The following is an 18,626-nucleotide window of genomic DNA, read 5'->3' as shown; positions in this document are numbered from 1 at the left end:
GAAAACGCTTTCTCCCGCCCTCCTCCTGTCCGGTCCGGCACGGCAGCCGAGACTTTCGGCAAAAAACGGCGACGCCCCCGGGGCGGCCCGTCCGGCCGCGCCGGACAAGACTTTTCTTTTTACTCCCGGTCCCGCTTTGTATTGACGCACGGACGCCATATGGTTACTTGAGAGGCAATACCATCACGCATCCGCGCGGTGGCCGGGTGTTTTTTTTCGGGTGTCTCATTCATTTTTGCATACAGAGGGAGTTATGCCAAACTACGTCTATTTTCTTCTGGCTGTGGCCGCGCTGATTGTCGGCTACATCATCTACGGGGGCATTGTCACCAAAGTCTTCGGCGTGCAGCCGAGCCGCGCCACCCCGGCCCAGACCCATGCCGACGGCGTGGACTACGTGGAAATGCCGGTCTGGAAGGTCTGGCTGGTCCAGTTGCTGAACATCGCGGGCGTGGGCCCGGTGTTCGGCCCCATTCTGGGCGCGCTGTGGGGCCCCTCGGCCCTGCTCTGGATCGTGATCGGCACCATCTTCGCGGGCGCGGTGCATGACTACATGTCGGGCATGCTTTCCATCCGCTACGGCGGGGCCAACGTGCCCACCTTCGTGGGGTACAACCTGGGCAACGCCGCCAAACATATCATGCGCGTCTTCGCCGTGGTGCTGCTCATCCTGGTGGGCGTGGTCTTCGTGGCCGCTCCGGCCGCCCTGCTGGCCAAGCTGACCCCCTCCGCCCTGAACCTCACCTTCTGGGTCTGCGTGATCTTCGCCTATTACTTCCTGGCGACCATCATGCCCATCGACAAGATCATCGGCCGCTTCTACCCCATTTTCGGCGCCATCCTGATCTTCATGGCCGTGGGCATCACCGTGATGATGTTCGTCAGCGGCACGGAATTCTACAATTCCGCCCAGTGGGCCAACCAGAATCCCAAGGGCCTGCCCATCTTCCCGCTGGTGTTCATCACCATTGCCTGCGGCGCGCTGTCCGGCTTCCATGCCACCCAGTCTCCGCTGATGGCCCGCTGCATGGCCAATGAAAAGCTGGGCAAGCCCGTGTTTTACGGCAGCATGGTGGCCGAGGGCTTCATCGGCCTGGTCTGGGCCACCGTGGGCATGAGCTTCTACCACGGCCCCGACGCCCTGGCCGCCGCCTTGGCCGCCGGTGGTCCCGGCAACGTGGTGACGGAATCCTCCTTCGCCCTGATGGGCACCGTGGGCGGCATCCTGGCCATTCTGGGCGTGGTGGTGCTGCCCATCACCTCGGGCGACACGGCCTTCCGCGCCGCGCGCCTGACCATCGCCGAAACCTTCAACTATTCCCAGAAGGCCATTTCCCCGCGCCTGCTCATCGCCGTGCCCATGTTCGTGATCGGCATCATCCTGTCGCAGGTGGACTTCAACATCATCTGGCGCTACTTCGGCTGGGCCAACCAGTCCCTGGCGACCATCGTGCTCTGGGCCGGGGCGGCCTACCTTGTCCGTCGGGACCGCTGCCACTGGATCTGCACCATACCCGCCGTGTTCATGACCGCGGTCTGCGTCTCGTATATCTGTTTTGAGCCTTCCATGGGCTTCGGCATGGGCATCGACATTTCCAACATCATCGGCGTGGCCGCCGCCATCGTGGCTTTTGTGGCCTTTATGGTGCTGGGCCGCCGCGCTGTGGACGGCGCGCCTGAAAACGTCTAGAGCGGATCAACATTGAAATGCTCCAGGAGCTGTTTCTAAATTAAGATTTTCGTTCTCTGCCGCGAAGACGGGGCAAGCCTGACGCGGGCAGAGGGCGAAAGGACAATTTAGAAACAGCTCCCGGCGGTCCGGCCGCGTATTGCGCGCCTGTCCGGCGCGGGCTATAAAAGTTCCTCCGGACAGGACGCATTGATCAACTGATGACAAACTCCGCTTGCGCGGTAAGACACAAAAATCAAGGGAAATGCCCGGCGCTGCCGGACACCCTTCTGGCAACCAACGGCACGGCAAAGCCGTGACCCGCTCCTGATTTTTGGTCGCGTTGACGTTGTCAGCGCTCTCCGGGCAGGGCTGTGACGCCCTGCCCTTTCTTTCAACGCCGAAAACGACGCAATCACATCAACAACCCGAAACGGGAGAGCGTATGCCGACCCCCCCTAATATTCTGACCATTGCCGGTTCCGACTCCGGCGGCGGCGCGGGCATCCAGGCCGACCTGAAAACCATCATGGCTTTGGGCGGCTACGGCATGAGCGTCATCACCGCCCTGACGGCCCAGAACGGCCTGGGCGTCACGGGCATCCAGGCGCCGGAACCCGAATTCGTGGCTCTGGAACTTGAAACCGTACTGGCGGGCTTTCCCGTGGCCGCGGCCAAAACCGGCATGCTGTTTTCCGCGGGCATCATCCGCGCCATCAGTCCCATTCTGCGCCGCCGGGTCTTTCCTCTGGTGGTGGACCCCGTGTCCGTAAGCCAGAGCGGCAGCCGCCTGTTGCAGGAGGACGCGGTGACGGCCTTGAAAGAAGAAATCCTGCCCGGTTGCGATCTGCTCACGCCCAACCGGCCCGAGGCCGAAATGCTGACCGGCCTCAGCATCGCCGACGTGGAGGACGCCTTCGCGGCGGGCGAAAAGCTGCTCCGCATGGGAGCCGGGGGCGTGCTGATCAAGGGCGGGCACATGGACAGCTCCATTGTGGTCACGGATTGCCTCTGCCTGCCCGGTGAAGCGCCTAAAGCTCTGCCCCAGGCCAAAGTGGAGACCGCCAACAACCACGGCACGGGCTGCACGCTGTCAGCGGCCATCGCCACGGGCCTGGGCAGGGGCCTGCCCCTGCAGGTGGCCGTGACCAAGGCCCAGGAATTTCTCAATCTCGCTCTGCGCAAGAGCTACAGCCCCGGCAAGGGCTGCGGCCCGGTCAATCACGCGGCGGCCCTGAACGTCTAGAGCAGGTTGCCTTTGAAACGCTACACGTTTCAAAGGGTTTATTCCGGCAAAGCGGCAGCTCCGCCTTTTGGCCCGCAGTTTGCAATTCCCCTTGGCGGTTCGGGACAGGCGTCAAAAACAAGGCGGAGTTTGCATGCCGTTTCGCTTCAAAATGCAGAAAGTGCTCGACTACCGGGAGCAGCTGGAAGAAGAGGCCAAAGTGCGCCTGGCCACGGCGCAGCGCCGCTTCCAGGAGGCCCGGGACCGCCTGGACGCGCTCCAGGCCGAACTCCGGGGCGCCCGGGACCGCCTCTGCAACGAAGCTCTTATGGAAGCCGGTGAACGTTGGCTGCTGGAACAATACGTCAAGGGCCTGCGCGGCGACGTGGCCGCCGCTTCCCTCCAGGCGCGCATGCTGGCCCAGATGGTGGAGGAAGCCAGAAATCTGCTGGCGGCCCGAGCCATAGACAAAAAGCTGCTGGAAAAACTCAAGGAACGGCAGAAACACTATCATGCCCGCGAAGAACAGTTGAAGGAGCAACGCTTCAATGACGAAATCGCGACCCTCCGCTACAAGGCTCCGTCTTTCTAGGCTCTTTCGCTGGCTGGCGGTACTTTGCTTTATCAAACTTGCCATTCTGGGCATGCTCATGCTGGACGTGCCCCTACCCGCCTGGCTCGGCGGCGCGCCGGACGACACGGCGCGGCCAGCTATGCGGGAAATCACGCGGAAAACCACGCGGGAAGACGTCCCCGTCGCCTCGGTCAGCCCGGCGACCACGGCACCGCATGGCCCGGATTCCGGGGAAAACCCGCAGGAAAGCGCCCCGGCGGCCGCATCCTCCACACAAGACCTTCAGACGGCTCCCCTGCCCGGCGGCGATATGCCGCAGGGTTCCGCCGCCGCGCAACTGGCCGCCGCCGCGAAGCCGCGTCGGCACGCGCGGCAGGCGGGCACGGAATCCGCGCTTCCCGCACCGCTGGTGACGACCCAAGCCCACAGCGCCCCCGGCACGGACAGCGCCGCCTTCACGCCGCCCAGCCTGCCCGCTCCCGCGCCTCTCGGCGCTCCCGTGGCCGAGGCGGGCACTCCGGCTCCAGCCGAAAATCCCGCATCCCTGGTCGCCGCCCCGGTCAGGCAATCCGGCCACGACGACGGCCTTCTGGACATGCTGGGCCTGAAAAGCCTGCCCATTCCAGGGCTCGGCAGCGTTCAGGCCGCGCACGCCGCCGCGCTGGACATGCCCGTGCCCCAGGCCCCGGCCGCGTCGTCTCCCTTTGCCCCGGCGGAACAGACCGCGCCCGTGACCATGCCCGGCGCGCCGGACATTCCGGCCGATATTCCGCGCGGCCAGGGAACCGACGGCGCGCCCCTGCCTCCGCGCGGCGCCGGAGCGTCCTCGGCCCTGCCTTCGCTGCCGCAAAACGAACAGCCCGCCACCCTGCCGCCGCCCGCGCCCCGCGTGACGACCACCGCTCCCCCCGGCGATCCCAACGATAAGGCCCAGGATCTGGCCCGCCAGCAGCAGGACATCCTCATGCTCCGGCAGCAGATGGACCAGCGTCTGAAAGATTTGCAGGACGCCGAGCAGAAGATGAAGGACATGATCCGCGAAGCCAAAGGCCTGGAAGACAAAAAAATCCGCAATCTGATCCAGATGTACGCCAACATGAAGCCCCGGACGGCGGCCAAGGCGCTGGAAAGCATGGACGAGCGCGTGGCCATCCGGATTCTGTCGGGCATGGCTCCCAAGCAGTCCGGTGAAATCCTGACCTATACCAATCCGGTCAAGACCGCCAAGTTCACGGAACTGATCACCCGCATGAGGCTGCCGGACTGATGCGCCTGAAACTGTTGCTGGCCTATCTGGGCACCGGCTACAGCGGCTGGCAGATCCAGGAAAAGCCGTCGCCGCCGCCCACTATTCAGGGCGAGCTGGAAGCCGCCCTGCGCGTGCTGGCCGGCGCGCCGGTACGGGTGCACGGCTCGGGCCGCACCGACGCGGGCGTGCATGCCCACGGCCAGGTGGCCCATTGCGACGTGCCCGATGCCAGGGCCGGGCTGCGCTGGCAGCGCAGCCTCAATGCCCTGCTGCCGCCGGAAATCCGCGTTCTGGCGGCCGAGCCCGTGGCGGCGGATTTTCACGCCCGCAAGGACGCCCTGCGCAAAACCTATGTGTACCAGTTCTGGCAGGAGCGCGCTTTTGTGCCGCCGCAGCTGGCTCCCTTTGTCTGGAGCTGCGGCCCGCTGGATGTGGAAGCCATGCGCGCGGCCCTGCCCCATCTGCTGGGCGAGCACGATTTCGCCGGGCTGCAAAACGCGGGCACGGACATGGAAAGCACCACGCGTACCGTTTTTCAGGCCGCGCTGGACATTCCTCCGCCCTGTGAATTCTATCCTCCGCACGCGCCCCGGCTGCGCCTGACCGTCACGGCCAACGGCTTTCTCAAGCAGATGGTGCGCAATATGGCGGGGTTGCTGGCGGCCTGCGGCCAGGGCAAAATCCGGCCTGAAAACGTGCCTGGCCTGCTGGCGGCCCGCGACCGCCGGGCCCTGCCCTCGGTCACGGCCCCGGCCGGAGGGCTGGCGCTGGCCAGCGTGGAATATGCCTGAAACATAGGGTCAGCCCTCATAAAACCACCTGCCGCAAAGCTGCTTTTTCCGTGCTGACCCTAAAAAGCCGTCGATTACCGACGGCTTTTTAACATTGGCGCCCTGCCGCGCACTGAGGATTTTTATCCTCCGCCCGCGTCGGGATAAGGACAAAAAGAGCTTTATTTCAGGTTCTTAAATCATGTCGCTGTTGGGCTGCTGCTCCCGCTCCCTGAATTTCTGCTGGAGCATGAGCGGCAGGGAATCCGGGTCCGCCGGATCGTATTCAAACATCACGGCCGTGCCGAAGCAGGAGAAATATTTGCTGCCGTCAGGATGGAAGGCCACATTTTCATTATAGCCCACAATGGCCTGGGCCCCCTTGTTCATGGCCCGGCACGCCATGCCGAAAAAGGCCTCTTCCGAGTCATAGCCCCGGCAGCAGACCAAGCCCAGCACCTTGGCAATGCGGCGGCCCTCCACCTGATGGGTGGTCACCACGGGGAAACGTCCGGCCAGAAAGACATCGCGCACGCGGGCGGTGGCATCGGACGTCCGCGTCTGTTTCTCAGCCTTGCGGGCTTTTTTGTCATTGCCTCCCAGCAAAAAAAACATGCTGACCTCCGAACTTGACGAAATCGGCGCACGCGGCGCACTTGAATTGCCGGACCTGGCCGGACACGCAAAGCTTTTCCCTTCTCCTTTTTGCAAACAGCTTGCCAAGCATGTTTTTATCTTATTTATTCATAGGTTAGATATAAAAATCCCGGCAACTGTCAGCGTGTTGACAGTTGCCGGGATGAAATGGTCCGCTTTCCGGAAAAGGAGAGCCGGAGCGGTGCAAAAATATTTTGCGCTACGACTGATTGACCGCCCGCGCAAAGGCGTTATACGCCTCACGGCTGCGACCGGCGATACTATTCAGATCATGTCGCAACGGGCTGTAAAAGCCTTCCGCGAGACCGCGCGCGAGTCCCTGGGGAAAGAGCGCGGCTTCCTTGAGAAAGGCCCGGTAAATCCGTTCCAGTTCCGGCGAAGCCGGGAAAGGCGGCCGCCCGGCAAGTGCAATGGCGGATTCCAGCTCCTGACGCAGTTGCTCCAGGGCTTCCTTATCCGGCTTTTCCGGGCCGAGCAATCCGGCAGCCTTGCGGAAAAGGGAAAAAATCTTTTCAGCCGCCACAATCTGCCGCTGAAGCGGATGATCGCGCAGCAGCACGTCCTCGGCCTGTGCGGCCCGGGCCTCCACAACCTCCAGATAACTGTCGCGGGCGGCCATAAAAGTAGCGTGTGCCGCGCCCAGGCTTGCCGCCAGCTTTTTTCCCCGGGCTCCGTCATCCCGGATGCTGTCGTCGCGCACGTATTTTTCCAGGGCCTTGTAATCCGCCAGCATGGCGTCCAGGGCCTTGTCCATGTCCGTGACCCATTGGGCCAGACGCGCTTCCACTTCAGCCGGAAAGAGCCCCTTGGCGGGCGCGAGGCCTTTGGCCGCTTCGCCGCGCGCGCCGCGTACGGCGGGCCGGGGCGCGAGCCGCCAGTCTTCCAGATAGGCGCGCACATTGGTCAGCAACGCGTCGGGCTGGCCGTACCAGCCGCCGGTCAGCACCCCGGCGGCGGTATTGTAAAAGGCCACCATCCTGTCGGCCTGCTTCTTTTCCTCAGGCGTGGCCGGAGGCCGGGATACGGGCGCGGGGACAACGGAGGAAGCGGAAGCGGCAGTCCCCGGCGACGACGGCACGGCGTCAGGTGAGGCGGGCGCGCTTTGTCCGGCGGCCGTGCCGCTTTTCTGGTCGTCGTCAGAACCGCAGGCCGCCAGAGCAAAGGTCAGGCACAGGCAGCAGAACAAAAAAAGTGTTTTTTTCATGGGAATAAACCAAGTTGTGCCTCTCCGCCGGGTCGTTCCGGCGGCGAGGCGGGAATGCGTACAGAACAAGCAAGGCATATAGGTATGCTCGCAATTTTCTCGGGATCATCAACAAAAAAACGCGGTTTCCGCTGACTCAGGGCGGCTGCGCCGCCGCAACGCCCTACGGGTTTTGCGCGTCCGGAGCAGATGACCTTTGAAACGCCACACGTTTCAACGTTGAAATGCTCTCATTTTTCAGATCAGACTCTGGCCCTGATCCAGTCATTGAGCCCGGTGAGATCCTCGCCCCAAGGGAAGGGGCCGCCCTTGAGCTCCTGCCCGACCCCGTAGAACAAGGTGCCCACCTGTTCCGCCGCGTCGCGGTCCGTCACGGCGTCGCCCACCATCAGGGCGTTTTCGGGCTCCACCCCGGCGCTGCGCACGATTTCGGCCAGCAATTGGGCCTTGGCGGGCGGCGAACCGTGAATACCGGTAAAATAGCCTTCCAGCCGCCGCTCATGCAGCACAAGGCGCAGCTCCTCTTCCGGCGCGCCGGAGCAGACATAGAGCGGCAGTCTGCCGTGCCAGCTTTCCAGCACGTCCCGCACGCCGGGAATCAGCGGGCAGCGGCGCACTTCGTCCAGGGCATACTCCGCGAAGCGGCGACCCCACTGGACGGATTCCTCCTCACTGATCTCGCGGCCCAGCACTTCGCGGAAGAACCACTCGAACTTCTTGTAACGGCTGACCCCGCCGTGCACCGTATGGTACATGACGAAGCGGTCCCGCGCTTCCGGGCCGAAAGGCTCGGCCAGCCGGGCAAAGGCCCGCGTCTTGACCGGCACGCTGTCCAATATCACTCCGTCGCAGTCAAAAACCAGACATTGCAAAGGCATACGCTTTCCTTGAAAAATAAAAATGCGTTATCTCGGTTCAGCCGGGATTGAATGGCGGAACGGATCAAAGGCACAGTATCAACAACATGGAGCGTGCTGTCACGGAATGGATTTTCGAGTTATCTCAAGGGAAACGAACCCGCTTTGAAGGAGTGTACTCCAATGGTACTCGACTGGAAAAACGGGTGAAGTTTGACGCGGAGATAACCGAAAAGACAGCCGTGGCGGCACTCTCTAGCCCCGGCGGCCGATAACCTTGGCCGGCACCCCGGCCACAATGGAAAAGGGAGCCACATTGCGCGTCACCACCGCGCCCGCGCCCACCACGGCCCCGCGCCCAATGCGCACGTCGGGCGTGATCACGCAGTTGGCCCCGATCCAGACGTCGTCTTCAATAATCACCTGGCCCGGCTGGTGGCCCTGGCGCATGATGGGCAGATCCTGGCGCCGGAAACGGTGGTTGGCCGCGCGGATCACCGTACCAGGCCCGATGGCCGTCTGCGCGCCGATCTCGATGCTGCCGTTGTCGGCCCCCAAATGCGCGCAGGGCGACACGGCCACATTCTCGCCCAGCGTCAGGCTGCCGCCCCCGGCGGTCACGAAACAGCCCCGGCCCAAGCGCACGCCCCGTCCCAGGCGCATGTTGCGGCACCCGGCCAGGGTCAGCCCCGTGCCGAAACGCACCGAACCGCAGGCCGCGAACAGCCAGCGCCAGGCCAGCAGGCGCAGGGCCAGCCCCAGAGGCGTGGGCACCCAGGCAAAGAGCGCGATCCAGAACTCTTCCAGGGCGGCCCCCAGACGGGATTGAACGGACGGCCTGCCGACGTGACCCGGGCCGCTTGGACCGCCCGTGCTGCCCGGGCCGCACGCACCACAAGAACCGCAAGAACCGGAAGCCCCGGAGGAATCGGAAGAACCCGGCGCGCCCGGAGGCGTGACGGGCGAAGCGGGCCGCGCCATTTACTTGCTGTACTCCCGCATCAGGTCGTCGCCTTCCATGAGCCGGGCCACGCGCGCCAGATCCTCGGGCGTGTCCACGCTCCAGGTGCGGCAGTCCGTGGGCACCATGCGCACTTTTTCGCCGTATTCCAGAATGCGCATCATATCCACGGATTCGTAGATTTCCAGCGGGCTTTCCTCCATTTCATTAAAGCGGAGCAGATAATCGCGCCGGAAGGGAATAATGCAGACCTGCTTGCGCATGGGCACCTTGTCCGAGCCCTTTTTGCGGGAGGGGATCGGCTCGCGCGAGAAATACAGGGCGTCGTTGAAGCGGTCCACCACCACCTTGACCTCGTTGGGATCCTCGAATTCTTCCAGAGTGTCCATCTCGGCCATGAGGTTGACCACATTGATGGACGGGTCGTCCAGCATGGGCCGCACGGCGGCGTCGATCATTTCGGGCCGGACCATGGGTTCGTCGCCCTGGACCATGACCACGATGTCGGCCTTCTTGCCCGTGGCCTCTTCGATCTTGAGCAGGGCCTCGGCGGTGCGCGTGGAGCAGCGCACGTGGTGGTCGCCGGTCATCACGCATTTGAGGCCCGCATTCTTGCAGTAATCCTCAATGATGGTGTCGCAGGTGGCCACATAGGTATCGGACAGAACCTTGCTCATGGCCGTGCGGAAGGTCACATGGCCCACCATGGGCACGTTGTGGATCAGGGCCAGCGGCTTGCCGGGATAGCGGCTGGAGCCCATGCGCGCCGGGATGATGGCGATGATGTTCATTGTATCCTTCTCCTTGAAAAGATGGCGATAACGCATTCCGGCTTTGAGAGACTGGAATGCTTTGCTGTGCGCGCGGCGTCAGGCGCAGCCTCAGTCATCCGTGGGGACCAGATAGCCCCCTTCGGCCTGCAATTCCGTATGCAGCTCCCTGTGCTCCTCTTCCATGACCCGCAATATGCCCTGCCCCAGGTCCACGGTGAGCGGCGGCACCAGCTTGCGGCCCACCTTGGGCATGAAGGCGTAGGGCGTGACCTGGTAATGGCCGCTGTTGGGATCGTTCTGATAGTTGATGGCCAGCTCCTTGCCGAGCATTTCGCCGATCATCTTGAACAGATCCCCCACCCGCATGGGCTGGTTGCCTGAAATGATGATGTTCTGGTTCTCGAATTCCGGGGCCAGCACCGCCAGGGTGGCCGTGGAGGCGTCGTCCACGTGCACGTATTCGCGCAGGGCCGTGGGCGCGCCGTAATAGGTGATGGCACCCGTGGTCAGGGCTTCGTGGACAAAGCGATGAATGGCGTTGCGCTTGTCCGCGCGCGGGCCGTAGAGCGAGCCGTAGCGCAATATGGTGTACGGCAGCTTGTGCATGGCCTGATAGTTTTCGATATAAATCTCGCAGGCCTGCTTGCTGCAACGGTAAAAGCCGCCGGACTTGCCGTAGACATAGAGGGACGAGGCAAAAACGTAGCGTTTGACCGCTTCCTTGCGGCAGGCCTCCAGGATCATCACGTTGCCCAGCACGTTGATGCGCGCCGTGTCCACCGGGCGGTTATTGGCCTCGCCGATGTCCGCGATGCCCGCGTAGTTGAAGACCATGTCCGCGCCTTCCACGCCCCGGCGCACGGTCTCCTCGTCCAGAATATTGCCCGTCAGCATGGTCTGGTCCGGGCGCAGCCAGGGCGAGGGATGCAGGTCCACAATGGTCACCGCGTGCCCGGCCTCGGAAAGTTTGTCGCAGATATGCGAGCCCAGAAAGCCGGAGCCGCCGAAAACAGTGATTTTCACAGCTGGTTCTCCACGCCGGGGCGCTCGGCCCCGTGCCATAAGAATACCGAATCAATGCCGTAGGCGATGAAGCGGCTGCCCGCCGCCACCTGCCGGGCCAGTTCCGCCGGATCGGGCTGCACGATGTGCAGACCCATGCGCGCCTTGTGCTTGCGGCAGGCAGCCTGAATGCGCGCCATGGCCGCCTGGAAGTCCGGATGGTCGAATTGCGCGGTCAGGCCCATGCTGCCCGAAAGGTCGTAGGGGCCCACCATGATGGCGTCCAGACGGGGATGGGTCAGGATGGCGTCCAGATTGTCCACGGCCCGGATGTGCTCGATCTGGGCCACCAGAAAGAGTTCGGGCGCGCGTTCTTGCCGGTAGTTCTCAAAATCCTTGCCGAAGACGTTGGCCCGGCAATAGCCCACGCCCCGGTATTCCGCCGCTGTTTCGCCCGCCGCGCGCCAACTGTCCTGGCCGGGATACACGGACCAGTCAATGGCCCGGTCGAGCTGTTCGCGGCTTTCGATCATGGGAAAGATCAGGCCCTGGGCTCCGGCTTCCAGCGCGGACTTGATCTGGCTTTTAGCAGCTTCGGGCAGACGGGCGAAGGGCGCGGCCCCGCCGCACTCAATGGCCCGGAAGATGTCCGGCAGGCCGGTGCGGCCGAAGGAGCCGTGCTCCATGTCCACAGCCACCCAATCATACCCGGCGCGGGCCATGAGCTCGGCCACGTCCGTGGAGGGCAGTTGCAGCCAGGTGCCCACGGTGGGCTTGTCGCGGGCCAGCAGGGCGCGGATGTCATGTACGGTCATATGAAAACGGCTTGCCGCCGGGGGTTGAGGTTGCGGAACGATGCAGCATAGCGCTTGGCCGTCCGGGGCGCAATATCTCCGCCGGAGGCAGAGAATCAAATGAACAGGATGAGTATTTCTTGCGTCCGGAGTGAAAAGGAAAAACACTCTCGCGTCAGCCTTCCTGTACCGTTGCGGTTAGTTACAAAATCCGCCTTTTCCGCACGGGCGGCGTTATCGGCGCGTTTTTGCTGCTCACATACTTGAGTAGCGCACCTCGCAGTGAAAAAGATCGCGCGGCACAGACGGGAAGGCCGTAGCCAGGTCGTGAAGGCCCAGAGGCGCAGCCCGCAGAAATGACACCCCCGAAGCGGTCGCCACAGTTCGCCCCACAGTCGGGACCAAAGGTTCTCTTCTCCCGGCAAGAAGAACGCCCCCACTTTTCGCAAGTGGGGGCGTTCTCTGAGTCTAGGGGAATATTTTATAAGTAGGCCCCTATTCTTTCCATTTTGAAAGACGCTGTAATATAAAAGTCATCCGCTGGTATTTTAGTATTTCTTCGTCTGTAGCATCCTTCAAAAATCTAATAAATTCTTTCGATGACTCTTCTATTATTTCTTGTAGAGGGCCATCGTCAATTTGCACTACTAGAGAAACAGGCAAACCTAACCCCTTAGATATAGCGAAAATCCGAGAATAAGAAGGATTTTCGCGGCCATGTTCAATGCTAGATATTGTATTTGCCGGTACACCGGATAATCGCGACAGTTCAGCAAGCGTCAAATCGGCCTGCTTCCGAAAATACTTTATACGCTCTCCAATGCGTAACAACTCTTCTGGTTCTTTATAACTATTTTTAACCATCGAACTTACGCTGGCATATTAGGGTTACTCTTTCTCTTTCCATGAATTGATTCTTTGGAAGATAAAAACAAGTTGATTCAGTTTTTGACGTTCTGCATCTGTCAATTCATTGATCAAGATTAATAGCTCTTTCGCGGATTCAAGATATATATCCCGCATCATCATGTCCTCGTGTTGAACGAGAGCTGTGATAGGCAGACCTAATCCAGCGGACAAACCACATAACGTATCGTATCGAGGGTTTCCGTTTCCCCGTTCAATCTCAGCAAGTGTAGTCGGTGCCACATCAGCCAGCTCGGCGAGTTGGGCGATAGTAAGCCCCGCACGCTCTCTGTACATCCGTAGTCGCTTTCCAAGCAGAATACACCGGCTTATGTACTTTTCTGACTGATTCATCTTATGTTTATAGCACAAAAAATCGTCAATAGAATCAGATTATTACATAAAAATATGAATGATATAATAGTATATAAATTTTAATTTAATAGTACTTATTACTATTACATAAAATAGTAAAATTTAATAATTTTAAATAGATATTTATCTAAGTAGAAAATATAGCTCAAAAAATTTCAATAAACAATATAAAAATATATCTATAAACTGGTTATAAAGCCTTCGGATATACCTAGTTGCACCATTTAAGAAGCCTCTTTTTCATCGCCAATAACAACATAACCAATTGAAATAAAATAATATTTAAAAAAGATCGAGCATGTCTAAAAGGTTACACGAAGGGCCTCCGGATTCTTCGTACCCGCCTCCCATACGCTGACTGTCGCAGTACCAGCATTGTAGATGGTAAGAACGCTCTGGCTTACTTACAAACTTCTACGCAACTCTTTGACTTGTTCGCTCGTATATTGGGGGACTTGAAGGGCTTGATAGATAGCTTCATATGTCTGCAAACGACGCTTGTTCATGATTCCTGCCGAATGCAGATCGTTCGCAGTTTCATAGACTTCCTCTAAAATACGACTACGTTCAGGCATGATGTACCTCCTGCATTTTTCTCTCGATGATGGCGGTATCTAAATCTGAATCTGCATACTCTAGCAAATCCTGAGCAAGCATTTGCAGATACGAACGTTCCGCCAGGGTAAGATTTTCTTTTTCATTTTTTTCAAAACCAAAAATGAATACCCATCTGTTTGTTCTGTTGGTGGCGATCAATGTTCGCGCACTTCCACGTTTCCCTTTTCCCGGTAGGGCCAGGCGCTTTTTAAAAAGCCCCATGCCCAAGACTCAACGGCGGCTCCCCTTGCTCCCCTATCCGGCCGGCGTTTTTTCATGATCGCCGCCGCGCGGCCCCGCCAAAGCCCGCCCTTCTTTCCCTTTGCCCGCAAAGCGGCTATGCTGGCCGGGAACACGTTTATCCGCGCAGTTGGCGCAATTGGCGCCATCGGCCCCAGGAGAAGCCCATGTCTTTCAAACGCAATGTCTATCTGAAAACCCTGCCCCTGCCCGAGGCAGTGGCCAAAGTGCTGGACGCCCTGGCCCGATCCACAGCGCGGGGCGACGCCCGCGCGCCCGCGCCGGGCAAAACGCTCTGCCCGGCCCAGGAGGCCGTGGGCCGGGTGCTGTACGAGGCCGTGCACGCCCGCTACTCCTCGCCCACCTGCCATGCGGCGGCCATGGACGGCTACGCCGTGCGCGCGGCCGACACCTTTGCGGCGCGCGAGGGCGAGCCCGTGTTGCTGCGTGAGGGCGAAAGCTGTTTCGCGGTCAATACCGGCCATCCCTTGCCCGCGGACTGCGACGCCGTGATCATGATCGAGCACGTTGCCGTGGACGGCAAGGGCGGCGTGAGCATCGAGGCCCCGGCTTTCCCCTGGCAGCATGTGCGCCGCATCGGCGAGGACATTGTGGCTACGGAACTGCTCTTTCCGCGCAACCACCTGATCCGGCCCTGCGACGTGGGGGCCCTGCTCTCCGGCGGCATCTGGGAGGTGCCGGTATGGGAGCGGGTGCTGGTGCGCATCATCCCCACCGGCGACGAGGTGCTGGATTTCGAACAACGGCCCGATCCGGGCCGGGGGCAGGTGGTGGAATCCAACTCCCAGGTGCTGGCGGCCCTGGCCCGCGAGCTGGGCTGCCGGGTGGAGCGCGTCAAACCCGTGCCGGACCAGCCGGAGCAATTGCGCGCGGCCCTGCGGGACAGCCTGGACGCGGGCGCGCACGTGGTCATCTTCTGCGCCGGTTCCTCGGCGGGCAGCAAGGACTACACCCGCTCCATCCTGGAAAGCGAAGGGGAAATTCTGGTCCACGGCATCGCGGCCATGCCCGGCAAGCCCTCGCTGGCGGCCATCTGCCGGGGGCGGCCCGTGTTCGGCGCACCGGGCTATCCGGTGAGCAGCCTGATCTGTTTCGAGGAACTGATCACCCCGGCCATCTGCCTGCTGGCCCACCGGCCCCTGCCCGCCCGGCCTGAAATCGAGGTGGAGCTGACCCGCAGCCTGCCCTCCCGTCTCGGGCTGGAAGAATTCGTGCATCTGTCCGTGGGCCGGGTGGGGGAAAAGGCCGTGGGCATCCCGCTCAACCGGGGCGCGGGCAACATCAGCACCGTGACGCGCGCCCAGGCGGTCATGCGCATCCCGGCCGAGGCCGAGGGCGCGGCCGAAGGCAGCCTGGTGCGGGCTCGGCTTTCCGTGCCGCCCGCCCGGCTCCATGACAATCTGATCTGCGTGGGCAGCCACGACAACGTGCTGGACCTCCTGGCCGACGAACTCATGGGCCTGCCGCACGCCTTCCGCCTGATTTCCGCGCACGTGGGCAGCATGGGCGGCATCACGGCCCTGAAAAAGAATGTCTGCCATATGGCGGGCATGCATCTGCTGGAAGAAGATACCGGCGACTTCAATTTCGCCTTTCTGCGCAAGTATTATCCCGAAGGCAGAATCATCCTGCTCAATCTGGCCATCCGCCGGCAGGGCCTGATCGTCCCGGCGGGCAATCCCAAGGGCATCCAGGGCGTGGAGGATCTCAAGGGCCGGGGCCTGCGCTACATCAACCGCCAGCGCGGCGCGGGCACGCGCATTCTCTTTGACTGGCATCTGCGGCGCGCGGGCCTCAAGCCGCCGGACGTGGACGGCTACGCCAAGGAGGAAAGCACCCATATGGCCGTGGCCGTCAACGTGCTGACCGGCGCGGCGGACTGCGGCATGGGCATTTTCGCGGCTGCGCGGGCTCTGGGCCTGGATTTCGTGCCCCTGGCGCGCGAGCGCTATGACCTGGCGGTTCCCGAACGTTTCTGGGAAGATCCGCGCATTCTGGCCGTGCGCGACATGCTGCTGACCGATGCCTTCAAGGCCCGCCTGGAAAATCTGGGCGGCTATGAAACCCGGCTCACCGGCCGGATCATGCGGCCCGGCGTCCGGCTGGGGGAATAGAACGCTATGTGCCCGGGCGGTGAGCAGTGTTCAGGCGGCCCGCATCGCCCCCAGGTTCCACGGTTCCACGGCAAAACAGCATTGGCTTGCCGCGACGCCGTAAAGGGCATAGTACCGTGGAGGGCTTAAGCCTTCCACGGTACTCATCGCCGGGCGCGAGCCCGGTGCGGCGGCAAGGCCGCCGCGAACAAGCCGAAAACGTTGTTTCAGCGTGGCGATCTTACCACTTAAAACAAGGTGTTCAGTGGTATGGCAATACGTTCTGGCCCGCACCAGATATCAGGAGGACATGCAATGAAAATCGGCATTATCCGTTGCCAGCAGACAGAGGATTACTGTCCCGGAACCACGGACTTCGTCACGGCCGCCAAAGGCAAGGGCTCGTTTGAAGCTCTGGGGGCCTGCGAAGTGGTGGGCTTCATTTCCTGCGGGGGCTGTCCCGGCAAGCGCGCCGTGCTGCGCGCCCAGATGCTCCGCGACCGGGGCGCCGAGGCCATTGCCCTGGCCTCCTGTATCACCAAGGGCAATCCCATCGGCTTCCCCTGCCCCAACCGGGACATGATGCTGGCGGCCATTCGCCGCAAGCTGGGCGACGATTTTCCGGTGCTGGAATACACCCATTAGAGTATTTCAACTTTGAAAAAGTTGAAATACGAGGCGGCGAGCAGACCGAGCCGCCCGCCGCGAAGCAGCGTGGATTCAGCCGAAGCGACCGAAGGCCGCCCAGCGGGCTGTCCCCATCGGCGGCAGCGGAGCCATACGGGAACCGACAGCAACGGTAAGCCGCGTTTTAGCGTTGCTGTCGGCATCTGTGGCAGTGCTGTCCTTATCTGTACGCCGCTTGCGGCTACAGCTAAAGCGACGCCCGAAAACTCGCCAACGGCTGCCGCTTGCGCAGCGCGCGGGCGGCGTAGCGTTTGAACTGTGCAACATTCCAAACGCAAAATACTGTGGATGAAAACAGGAGCGGCGGCCGGATCGCATGTCCGGACGCCGCTCCCTCTTTTTTATCCGTCCGGGAAACCCGTTCAAGCCTTTTGCCAGGAAAATACCAGGGGGTCTCTCCGCTCCGACGGCGGCAGCTTTCCTTTGCTGTAGCCCAGACTCATGGGACAGACCAGGGAGTAGGACCCCGGCACGTTGTGGGCCCGCTTGAATTCGGGCGTATCCAGAACATGCTCGCCGAAGCCCAGCCAGCAGGAGCCGATGCCCATGCTGTGCGCGGCCAGCATAATATTGGCCGCGCACAGGGTGCAGTCGTAGACATACCAGTGGGAGGCCGTATCGCCGTAAATAAGCAACAAGGTATCGGCGTGGTTGAACACGCTGTAGGAAGGTTTGTCCAGCCACTCCCTGTATTGCTCAAAATAGGGGTAGGCGTCGAGATTTTCCAAAAGCCAGGCCCTGGCCGTCTCGGAAAGGAAACGGATTTCCTCCCTGTCCTGAATGACCGCGAATCCCCATGGCTGCTCGTTGGAGCCTGTGGCCGCCTTGACGCCCAGCGTCAGAAGTTCGCGCAGGGTCTCCTCCTCGATGTGCCTGTCCGTATATGTGCGTATGCTGCGGCGTGTTCTGATGCATTCCAGAATGTTCATATTGTTTCTCCTTGCGAATAAAAATGACACGCGCCAAGCATACCTCCACTCCGCACCAAAGACAAAGGGGCGCGCCGCACAGCGGCGCGCCCCGATTGATGGAAAACGTGTTGGCGAAAAAATGCCGCTCCGCGCCTTACTTGGACACGGCCAGGATGACGTGCATGGCCTTGACGATGGCCGTGACTTTTTTGCCCGGAGCCAGCTGGAGCTTGTCCACGCTGCCCATGGTCACGATGGAAGTGATGCCCGCGCCGCCGGGCAGGTCCACCAGCACTTCGGCATTGACCGCGCCGGGGGTGACCTTGGCCACCGTGCCGTTGAACTGGTTGCGGGTGGAGAGCAGATAGTCCTCGGCGTCGTTCATCAGCAGGACAAAGCTGGCCTTGATCAGGGCCATGGCTTCCACGCCGGGCTTGAGGCCCAGTTTTTTGGTGCTGGCCTGGGTGATGGAGGCCACAATGGTCTGGCCGCCCTCGACGCTCAGCTCCACTTCATCATTGACCGCACCGGAACGGACCGCAACAACTTTGCCGTGAAAAACATTTCTTGCGCTGGTTTTCATACTTTTTCTCCTTGCCGCGGCGCGAGGTCCGCAACTATGGCGACGGTTTTCCGCCGCCGCAATGTCATTATTGAATACCTGATCATATAAACGCATTCAGGGTAGCGGTCCAGCCTGTCACGCTTTCCGGCGTTCATCCTGCCTTGCCGCGGAGTCATTCCACCCCCCGTGCGCCGCTAACTCCCTGAGCCTATTTAAAATCACGATTTTAACAAAAAGCGTGATCATTCTCACGCTTTTGCCTCCGCCGATTAAGGGCCGGCGACCCCCAACTATTTTTTATAACAAACACTCCGGGCACACAAAAAGGCGGAGGGGGAGCTCCGCCTTTTGGCATCCGGATGGAGGCCGGATGTTGCATCCCGGCGTGATTGGGGCAGGCCGGGGCGTTTGAAAAACCACGCTCAGTCTTGTCTTCAGCCGACGCGTCGGATTTTGTTTTCCAGCGAGGCGGAAAAATCCCAACCTCCCCCGGACC

The 18,626-nt window shown here is 61.2% G+C and carries 20 protein-coding genes; 7 read left to right on the top strand and 13 right to left on the bottom strand.

Annotated elements, in window-relative coordinates; genetic code table 11:
• Nucleotides 1–253 precede the first annotated feature (253 nt).
• The 5 genes from KH208_RS05740 to truA all read left to right on the top strand — a co-directional run bounded on the left by KH208_RS05740 (nucleotide 254) and on the right by truA (nucleotide 5,508).
• Nucleotides 254–1,690 (top strand): carbon starvation protein A, encoded by a 1,437-nt coding sequence (locus tag KH208_RS05740; protein WP_291434617.1) that lies wholly within the window; start codon nucleotides 254–256, stop codon nucleotides 1,688–1,690.
• A gap of 424 nt (nucleotides 1,691–2,114) precedes the next feature.
• Nucleotides 2,115–2,915: a bifunctional hydroxymethylpyrimidine kinase/phosphomethylpyrimidine kinase gene (gene thiD, locus KH208_RS05735; RefSeq protein WP_291434615.1), complete on the top strand. Its 801-nt coding sequence runs from the start codon at nucleotides 2,115–2,117 to the stop codon at nucleotides 2,913–2,915.
• 133 nt (nucleotides 2,916–3,048) lie between these two features.
• Nucleotides 3,049–3,486 carry a flagellar export protein FliJ gene (fliJ, locus tag KH208_RS05730; RefSeq protein WP_291434613.1) on the top strand — a complete coding sequence of 146 codons (438 nt, stop codon included), beginning with the start codon at nucleotides 3,049–3,051 and terminating at the stop codon, nucleotides 3,484–3,486.
• Nucleotides 3,443–4,735 carry a hypothetical protein gene (locus KH208_RS05725; RefSeq protein WP_291434611.1) on the top strand — a complete coding sequence of 431 codons (1,293 nt, stop codon included), beginning with the start codon at nucleotides 3,443–3,445 and terminating at the stop codon, nucleotides 4,733–4,735. The genes fliJ and KH208_RS05725 overlap by 44 nt, the downstream gene beginning before the upstream one ends.
• Nucleotides 4,735–5,508 (top strand): tRNA pseudouridine(38-40) synthase TruA, encoded by a 774-nt coding sequence (gene truA / locus KH208_RS05720; protein ID WP_291434609.1) that lies wholly within the window; start codon nucleotides 4,735–4,737, stop codon nucleotides 5,506–5,508. The genes KH208_RS05725 and truA overlap by 1 nt, the downstream gene beginning before the upstream one ends.
• Before the next feature lie 174 nt (nucleotides 5,509–5,682).
• On the opposite strand, the gene KH208_RS05715 is transcribed toward truA, so the two are convergent.
• The 11 genes from KH208_RS05715 to KH208_RS05665 form a co-directional block, all read right to left on the bottom strand.
• Entirely contained in the window at nucleotides 5,683–6,102 is a 420-nt protein-coding gene (locus tag KH208_RS05715) for a hypothetical protein (RefSeq protein ID WP_291434607.1), read from the bottom strand.
• A 241-nt stretch (nucleotides 6,103–6,343) separates the two neighbouring features.
• The gene (locus tag KH208_RS05710; RefSeq protein ID WP_291434605.1) at nucleotides 6,344–7,348 is read right to left on the bottom strand and encodes a hypothetical protein; all 1,005 of its coding nucleotides are present in this window, start codon (nucleotides 7,346–7,348) and stop codon (nucleotides 6,344–6,346) included.
• A 242-nt stretch (nucleotides 7,349–7,590) separates the two neighbouring features.
• On the bottom strand, nucleotides 7,591–8,226 hold the full coding sequence (locus tag KH208_RS05705) for an HAD family hydrolase (protein ID WP_291434604.1): 636 nt from the start codon (nucleotides 8,224–8,226) through the stop codon (nucleotides 7,591–7,593).
• 234 nt (nucleotides 8,227–8,460) lie between these two features.
• Nucleotides 8,461–9,186 carry a DapH/DapD/GlmU-related protein gene (locus KH208_RS05700; protein ID WP_291434603.1) on the bottom strand — a complete coding sequence of 242 codons (726 nt, stop codon included), beginning with the start codon at nucleotides 9,184–9,186 and terminating at the stop codon, nucleotides 8,461–8,463.
• Entirely contained in the window at nucleotides 9,187–9,957 is a 771-nt protein-coding gene (locus tag KH208_RS05695) for a 3-deoxy-manno-octulosonate cytidylyltransferase (RefSeq protein ID WP_291434602.1), read from the bottom strand.
• 90 nt (nucleotides 9,958–10,047) lie between these two features.
• The gene (locus KH208_RS05690) at nucleotides 10,048–10,962 is read right to left on the bottom strand and encodes an NAD(P)-dependent oxidoreductase (RefSeq protein WP_291434601.1); all 915 of its coding nucleotides are present in this window, start codon (nucleotides 10,960–10,962) and stop codon (nucleotides 10,048–10,050) included.
• Nucleotides 10,959–11,756: an aldolase/citrate lyase family protein gene (locus tag KH208_RS05685; RefSeq protein ID WP_291434599.1), complete on the bottom strand. Its 798-nt coding sequence runs from the start codon at nucleotides 11,754–11,756 to the stop codon at nucleotides 10,959–10,961. Before KH208_RS05685 ends, KH208_RS05690 begins: the two co-directional genes overlap by 4 nt.
• Before the next feature lie 474 nt (nucleotides 11,757–12,230).
• On the bottom strand, nucleotides 12,231–12,599 hold the full coding sequence (locus KH208_RS05680) for a helix-turn-helix transcriptional regulator (RefSeq protein ID WP_291434597.1): 369 nt from the start codon (nucleotides 12,597–12,599) through the stop codon (nucleotides 12,231–12,233).
• Nucleotides 12,600–12,623: 24 nt separating this feature from the next.
• The gene (locus KH208_RS05675; protein WP_291434595.1) at nucleotides 12,624–12,995 is read right to left on the bottom strand and encodes a helix-turn-helix transcriptional regulator; all 372 of its coding nucleotides are present in this window, start codon (nucleotides 12,993–12,995) and stop codon (nucleotides 12,624–12,626) included.
• Nucleotides 12,996–13,420: 425 nt separating this feature from the next.
• Complete coding sequence (locus KH208_RS05670; protein ID WP_291434593.1) at nucleotides 13,421–13,591, bottom strand: hypothetical protein; 171 nt, start codon at nucleotides 13,589–13,591, stop codon at nucleotides 13,421–13,423.
• Nucleotides 13,584–13,835 (bottom strand): type II toxin-antitoxin system RelE/ParE family toxin, encoded by a 252-nt coding sequence (locus KH208_RS05665; RefSeq protein ID WP_291434592.1) that lies wholly within the window; start codon nucleotides 13,833–13,835, stop codon nucleotides 13,584–13,586. Before KH208_RS05665 ends, KH208_RS05670 begins: the two co-directional genes overlap by 8 nt.
• Nucleotides 13,836–14,020: 185 nt before the next feature.
• Here KH208_RS05665 and KH208_RS05660 point away from each other — a divergent pair, with 185 nt between their 5' ends.
• The gene (locus tag KH208_RS05660; protein WP_291434590.1) at nucleotides 14,021–15,988 is read left to right on the top strand and encodes a molybdopterin biosynthesis protein; all 1,968 of its coding nucleotides are present in this window, start codon (nucleotides 14,021–14,023) and stop codon (nucleotides 15,986–15,988) included.
• A gap of 294 nt (nucleotides 15,989–16,282) precedes the next feature.
• On the top strand, nucleotides 16,283–16,612 hold the full coding sequence (locus tag KH208_RS05655) for a CGGC domain-containing protein (protein WP_291434588.1): 330 nt from the start codon (nucleotides 16,283–16,285) through the stop codon (nucleotides 16,610–16,612).
• A 404-nt stretch (nucleotides 16,613–17,016) separates the two neighbouring features.
• Here KH208_RS05655 and KH208_RS05650 read toward each other — a convergent pair whose 3' ends face one another.
• A complete protein-coding gene (locus tag KH208_RS05650) occupies nucleotides 17,017–17,583 on the bottom strand; it encodes a nitroreductase (protein ID WP_062251519.1) in 567 nt (188 codons plus the stop codon).
• A 136-nt stretch (nucleotides 17,584–17,719) separates the two neighbouring features.
• On the bottom strand, nucleotides 17,720–18,148 hold the full coding sequence (locus KH208_RS05645; protein ID WP_291434587.1) for a TOBE domain-containing protein: 429 nt from the start codon (nucleotides 18,146–18,148) through the stop codon (nucleotides 17,720–17,722).
• Nucleotides 18,149–18,626: the final 478 nt, after the last annotated feature.

Origin of the sequence: Desulfovibrio sp., from assembly GCF_018379785.1 — a bacterium.
Classification (GTDB): Bacteria; Desulfobacterota; Desulfovibrionia; order Desulfovibrionales; family Desulfovibrionaceae; genus Desulfovibrio.
The sequence above is the reverse complement of the archived record's forward strand: the minus strand, read 5'-3'. Positions and strand labels throughout refer to the sequence as shown.

What these genes read in the sequence shown, in the direction of transcription:
- KH208_RS05665 (WP_291434592.1), bottom strand. Translation starts at nt 13,835, where the DNA reads ATGGGGCTTTTTAAAAAGCGCCTGGCCCTACCGGGAAAAGGGAAACGT.
- KH208_RS05695 (WP_291434602.1), bottom strand. Translation starts at nt 9,957, where the DNA reads ATGAACATCATCGCCATCATCCCGGCGCGCATGGGCTCCAGCCGCTAT.
- KH208_RS05670 (WP_291434593.1), bottom strand. Translation starts at nt 13,591, where the DNA reads ATGCCTGAACGTAGTCGTATTTTAGAGGAAGTCTATGAAACTGCGAAC.
- KH208_RS05660 (WP_291434590.1), top strand. Translation starts at nt 14,021, where the DNA reads ATGTCTTTCAAACGCAATGTCTATCTGAAAACCCTGCCCCTGCCCGAG.
- KH208_RS05715 (WP_291434607.1), bottom strand. Translation starts at nt 6,102, where the DNA reads ATGTTTTTTTTGCTGGGAGGCAATGACAAAAAAGCCCGCAAGGCTGAG.
- KH208_RS05740 (WP_291434617.1), top strand. Translation starts at nt 254, where the DNA reads ATGCCAAACTACGTCTATTTTCTTCTGGCTGTGGCCGCGCTGATTGTC.
- KH208_RS05705 (WP_291434604.1), bottom strand. Translation starts at nt 8,226, where the DNA reads ATGCCTTTGCAATGTCTGGTTTTTGACTGCGACGGAGTGATATTGGAC.
- KH208_RS05700 (WP_291434603.1), bottom strand. Translation starts at nt 9,186, where the DNA reads ATGGCGCGGCCCGCTTCGCCCGTCACGCCTCCGGGCGCGCCGGGTTCT.
- KH208_RS05645 (WP_291434587.1), bottom strand. Translation starts at nt 18,148, where the DNA reads ATGAAAACCAGCGCAAGAAATGTTTTTCACGGCAAAGTTGTTGCGGTC.
- thiD (WP_291434615.1), top strand. Translation starts at nt 2,115, where the DNA reads ATGCCGACCCCCCCTAATATTCTGACCATTGCCGGTTCCGACTCCGGC.
- truA (WP_291434609.1), top strand. Translation starts at nt 4,735, where the DNA reads ATGCGCCTGAAACTGTTGCTGGCCTATCTGGGCACCGGCTACAGCGGC.
- fliJ (WP_291434613.1), top strand. Translation starts at nt 3,049, where the DNA reads ATGCCGTTTCGCTTCAAAATGCAGAAAGTGCTCGACTACCGGGAGCAG.
- KH208_RS05650 (WP_062251519.1), bottom strand. Translation starts at nt 17,583, where the DNA reads ATGAACATTCTGGAATGCATCAGAACACGCCGCAGCATACGCACATAT.
- KH208_RS05725 (WP_291434611.1), top strand. Translation starts at nt 3,443, where the DNA reads ATGACGAAATCGCGACCCTCCGCTACAAGGCTCCGTCTTTCTAGGCTC.
- KH208_RS05675 (WP_291434595.1), bottom strand. Translation starts at nt 12,995, where the DNA reads ATGAATCAGTCAGAAAAGTACATAAGCCGGTGTATTCTGCTTGGAAAG.
- KH208_RS05655 (WP_291434588.1), top strand. Translation starts at nt 16,283, where the DNA reads ATGAAAATCGGCATTATCCGTTGCCAGCAGACAGAGGATTACTGTCCC.
- KH208_RS05710 (WP_291434605.1), bottom strand. Translation starts at nt 7,348, where the DNA reads ATGAAAAAAACACTTTTTTTGTTCTGCTGCCTGTGCCTGACCTTTGCT.
- KH208_RS05680 (WP_291434597.1), bottom strand. Translation starts at nt 12,599, where the DNA reads ATGGTTAAAAATAGTTATAAAGAACCAGAAGAGTTGTTACGCATTGGA.
- KH208_RS05685 (WP_291434599.1), bottom strand. Translation starts at nt 11,756, where the DNA reads ATGACCGTACATGACATCCGCGCCCTGCTGGCCCGCGACAAGCCCACC.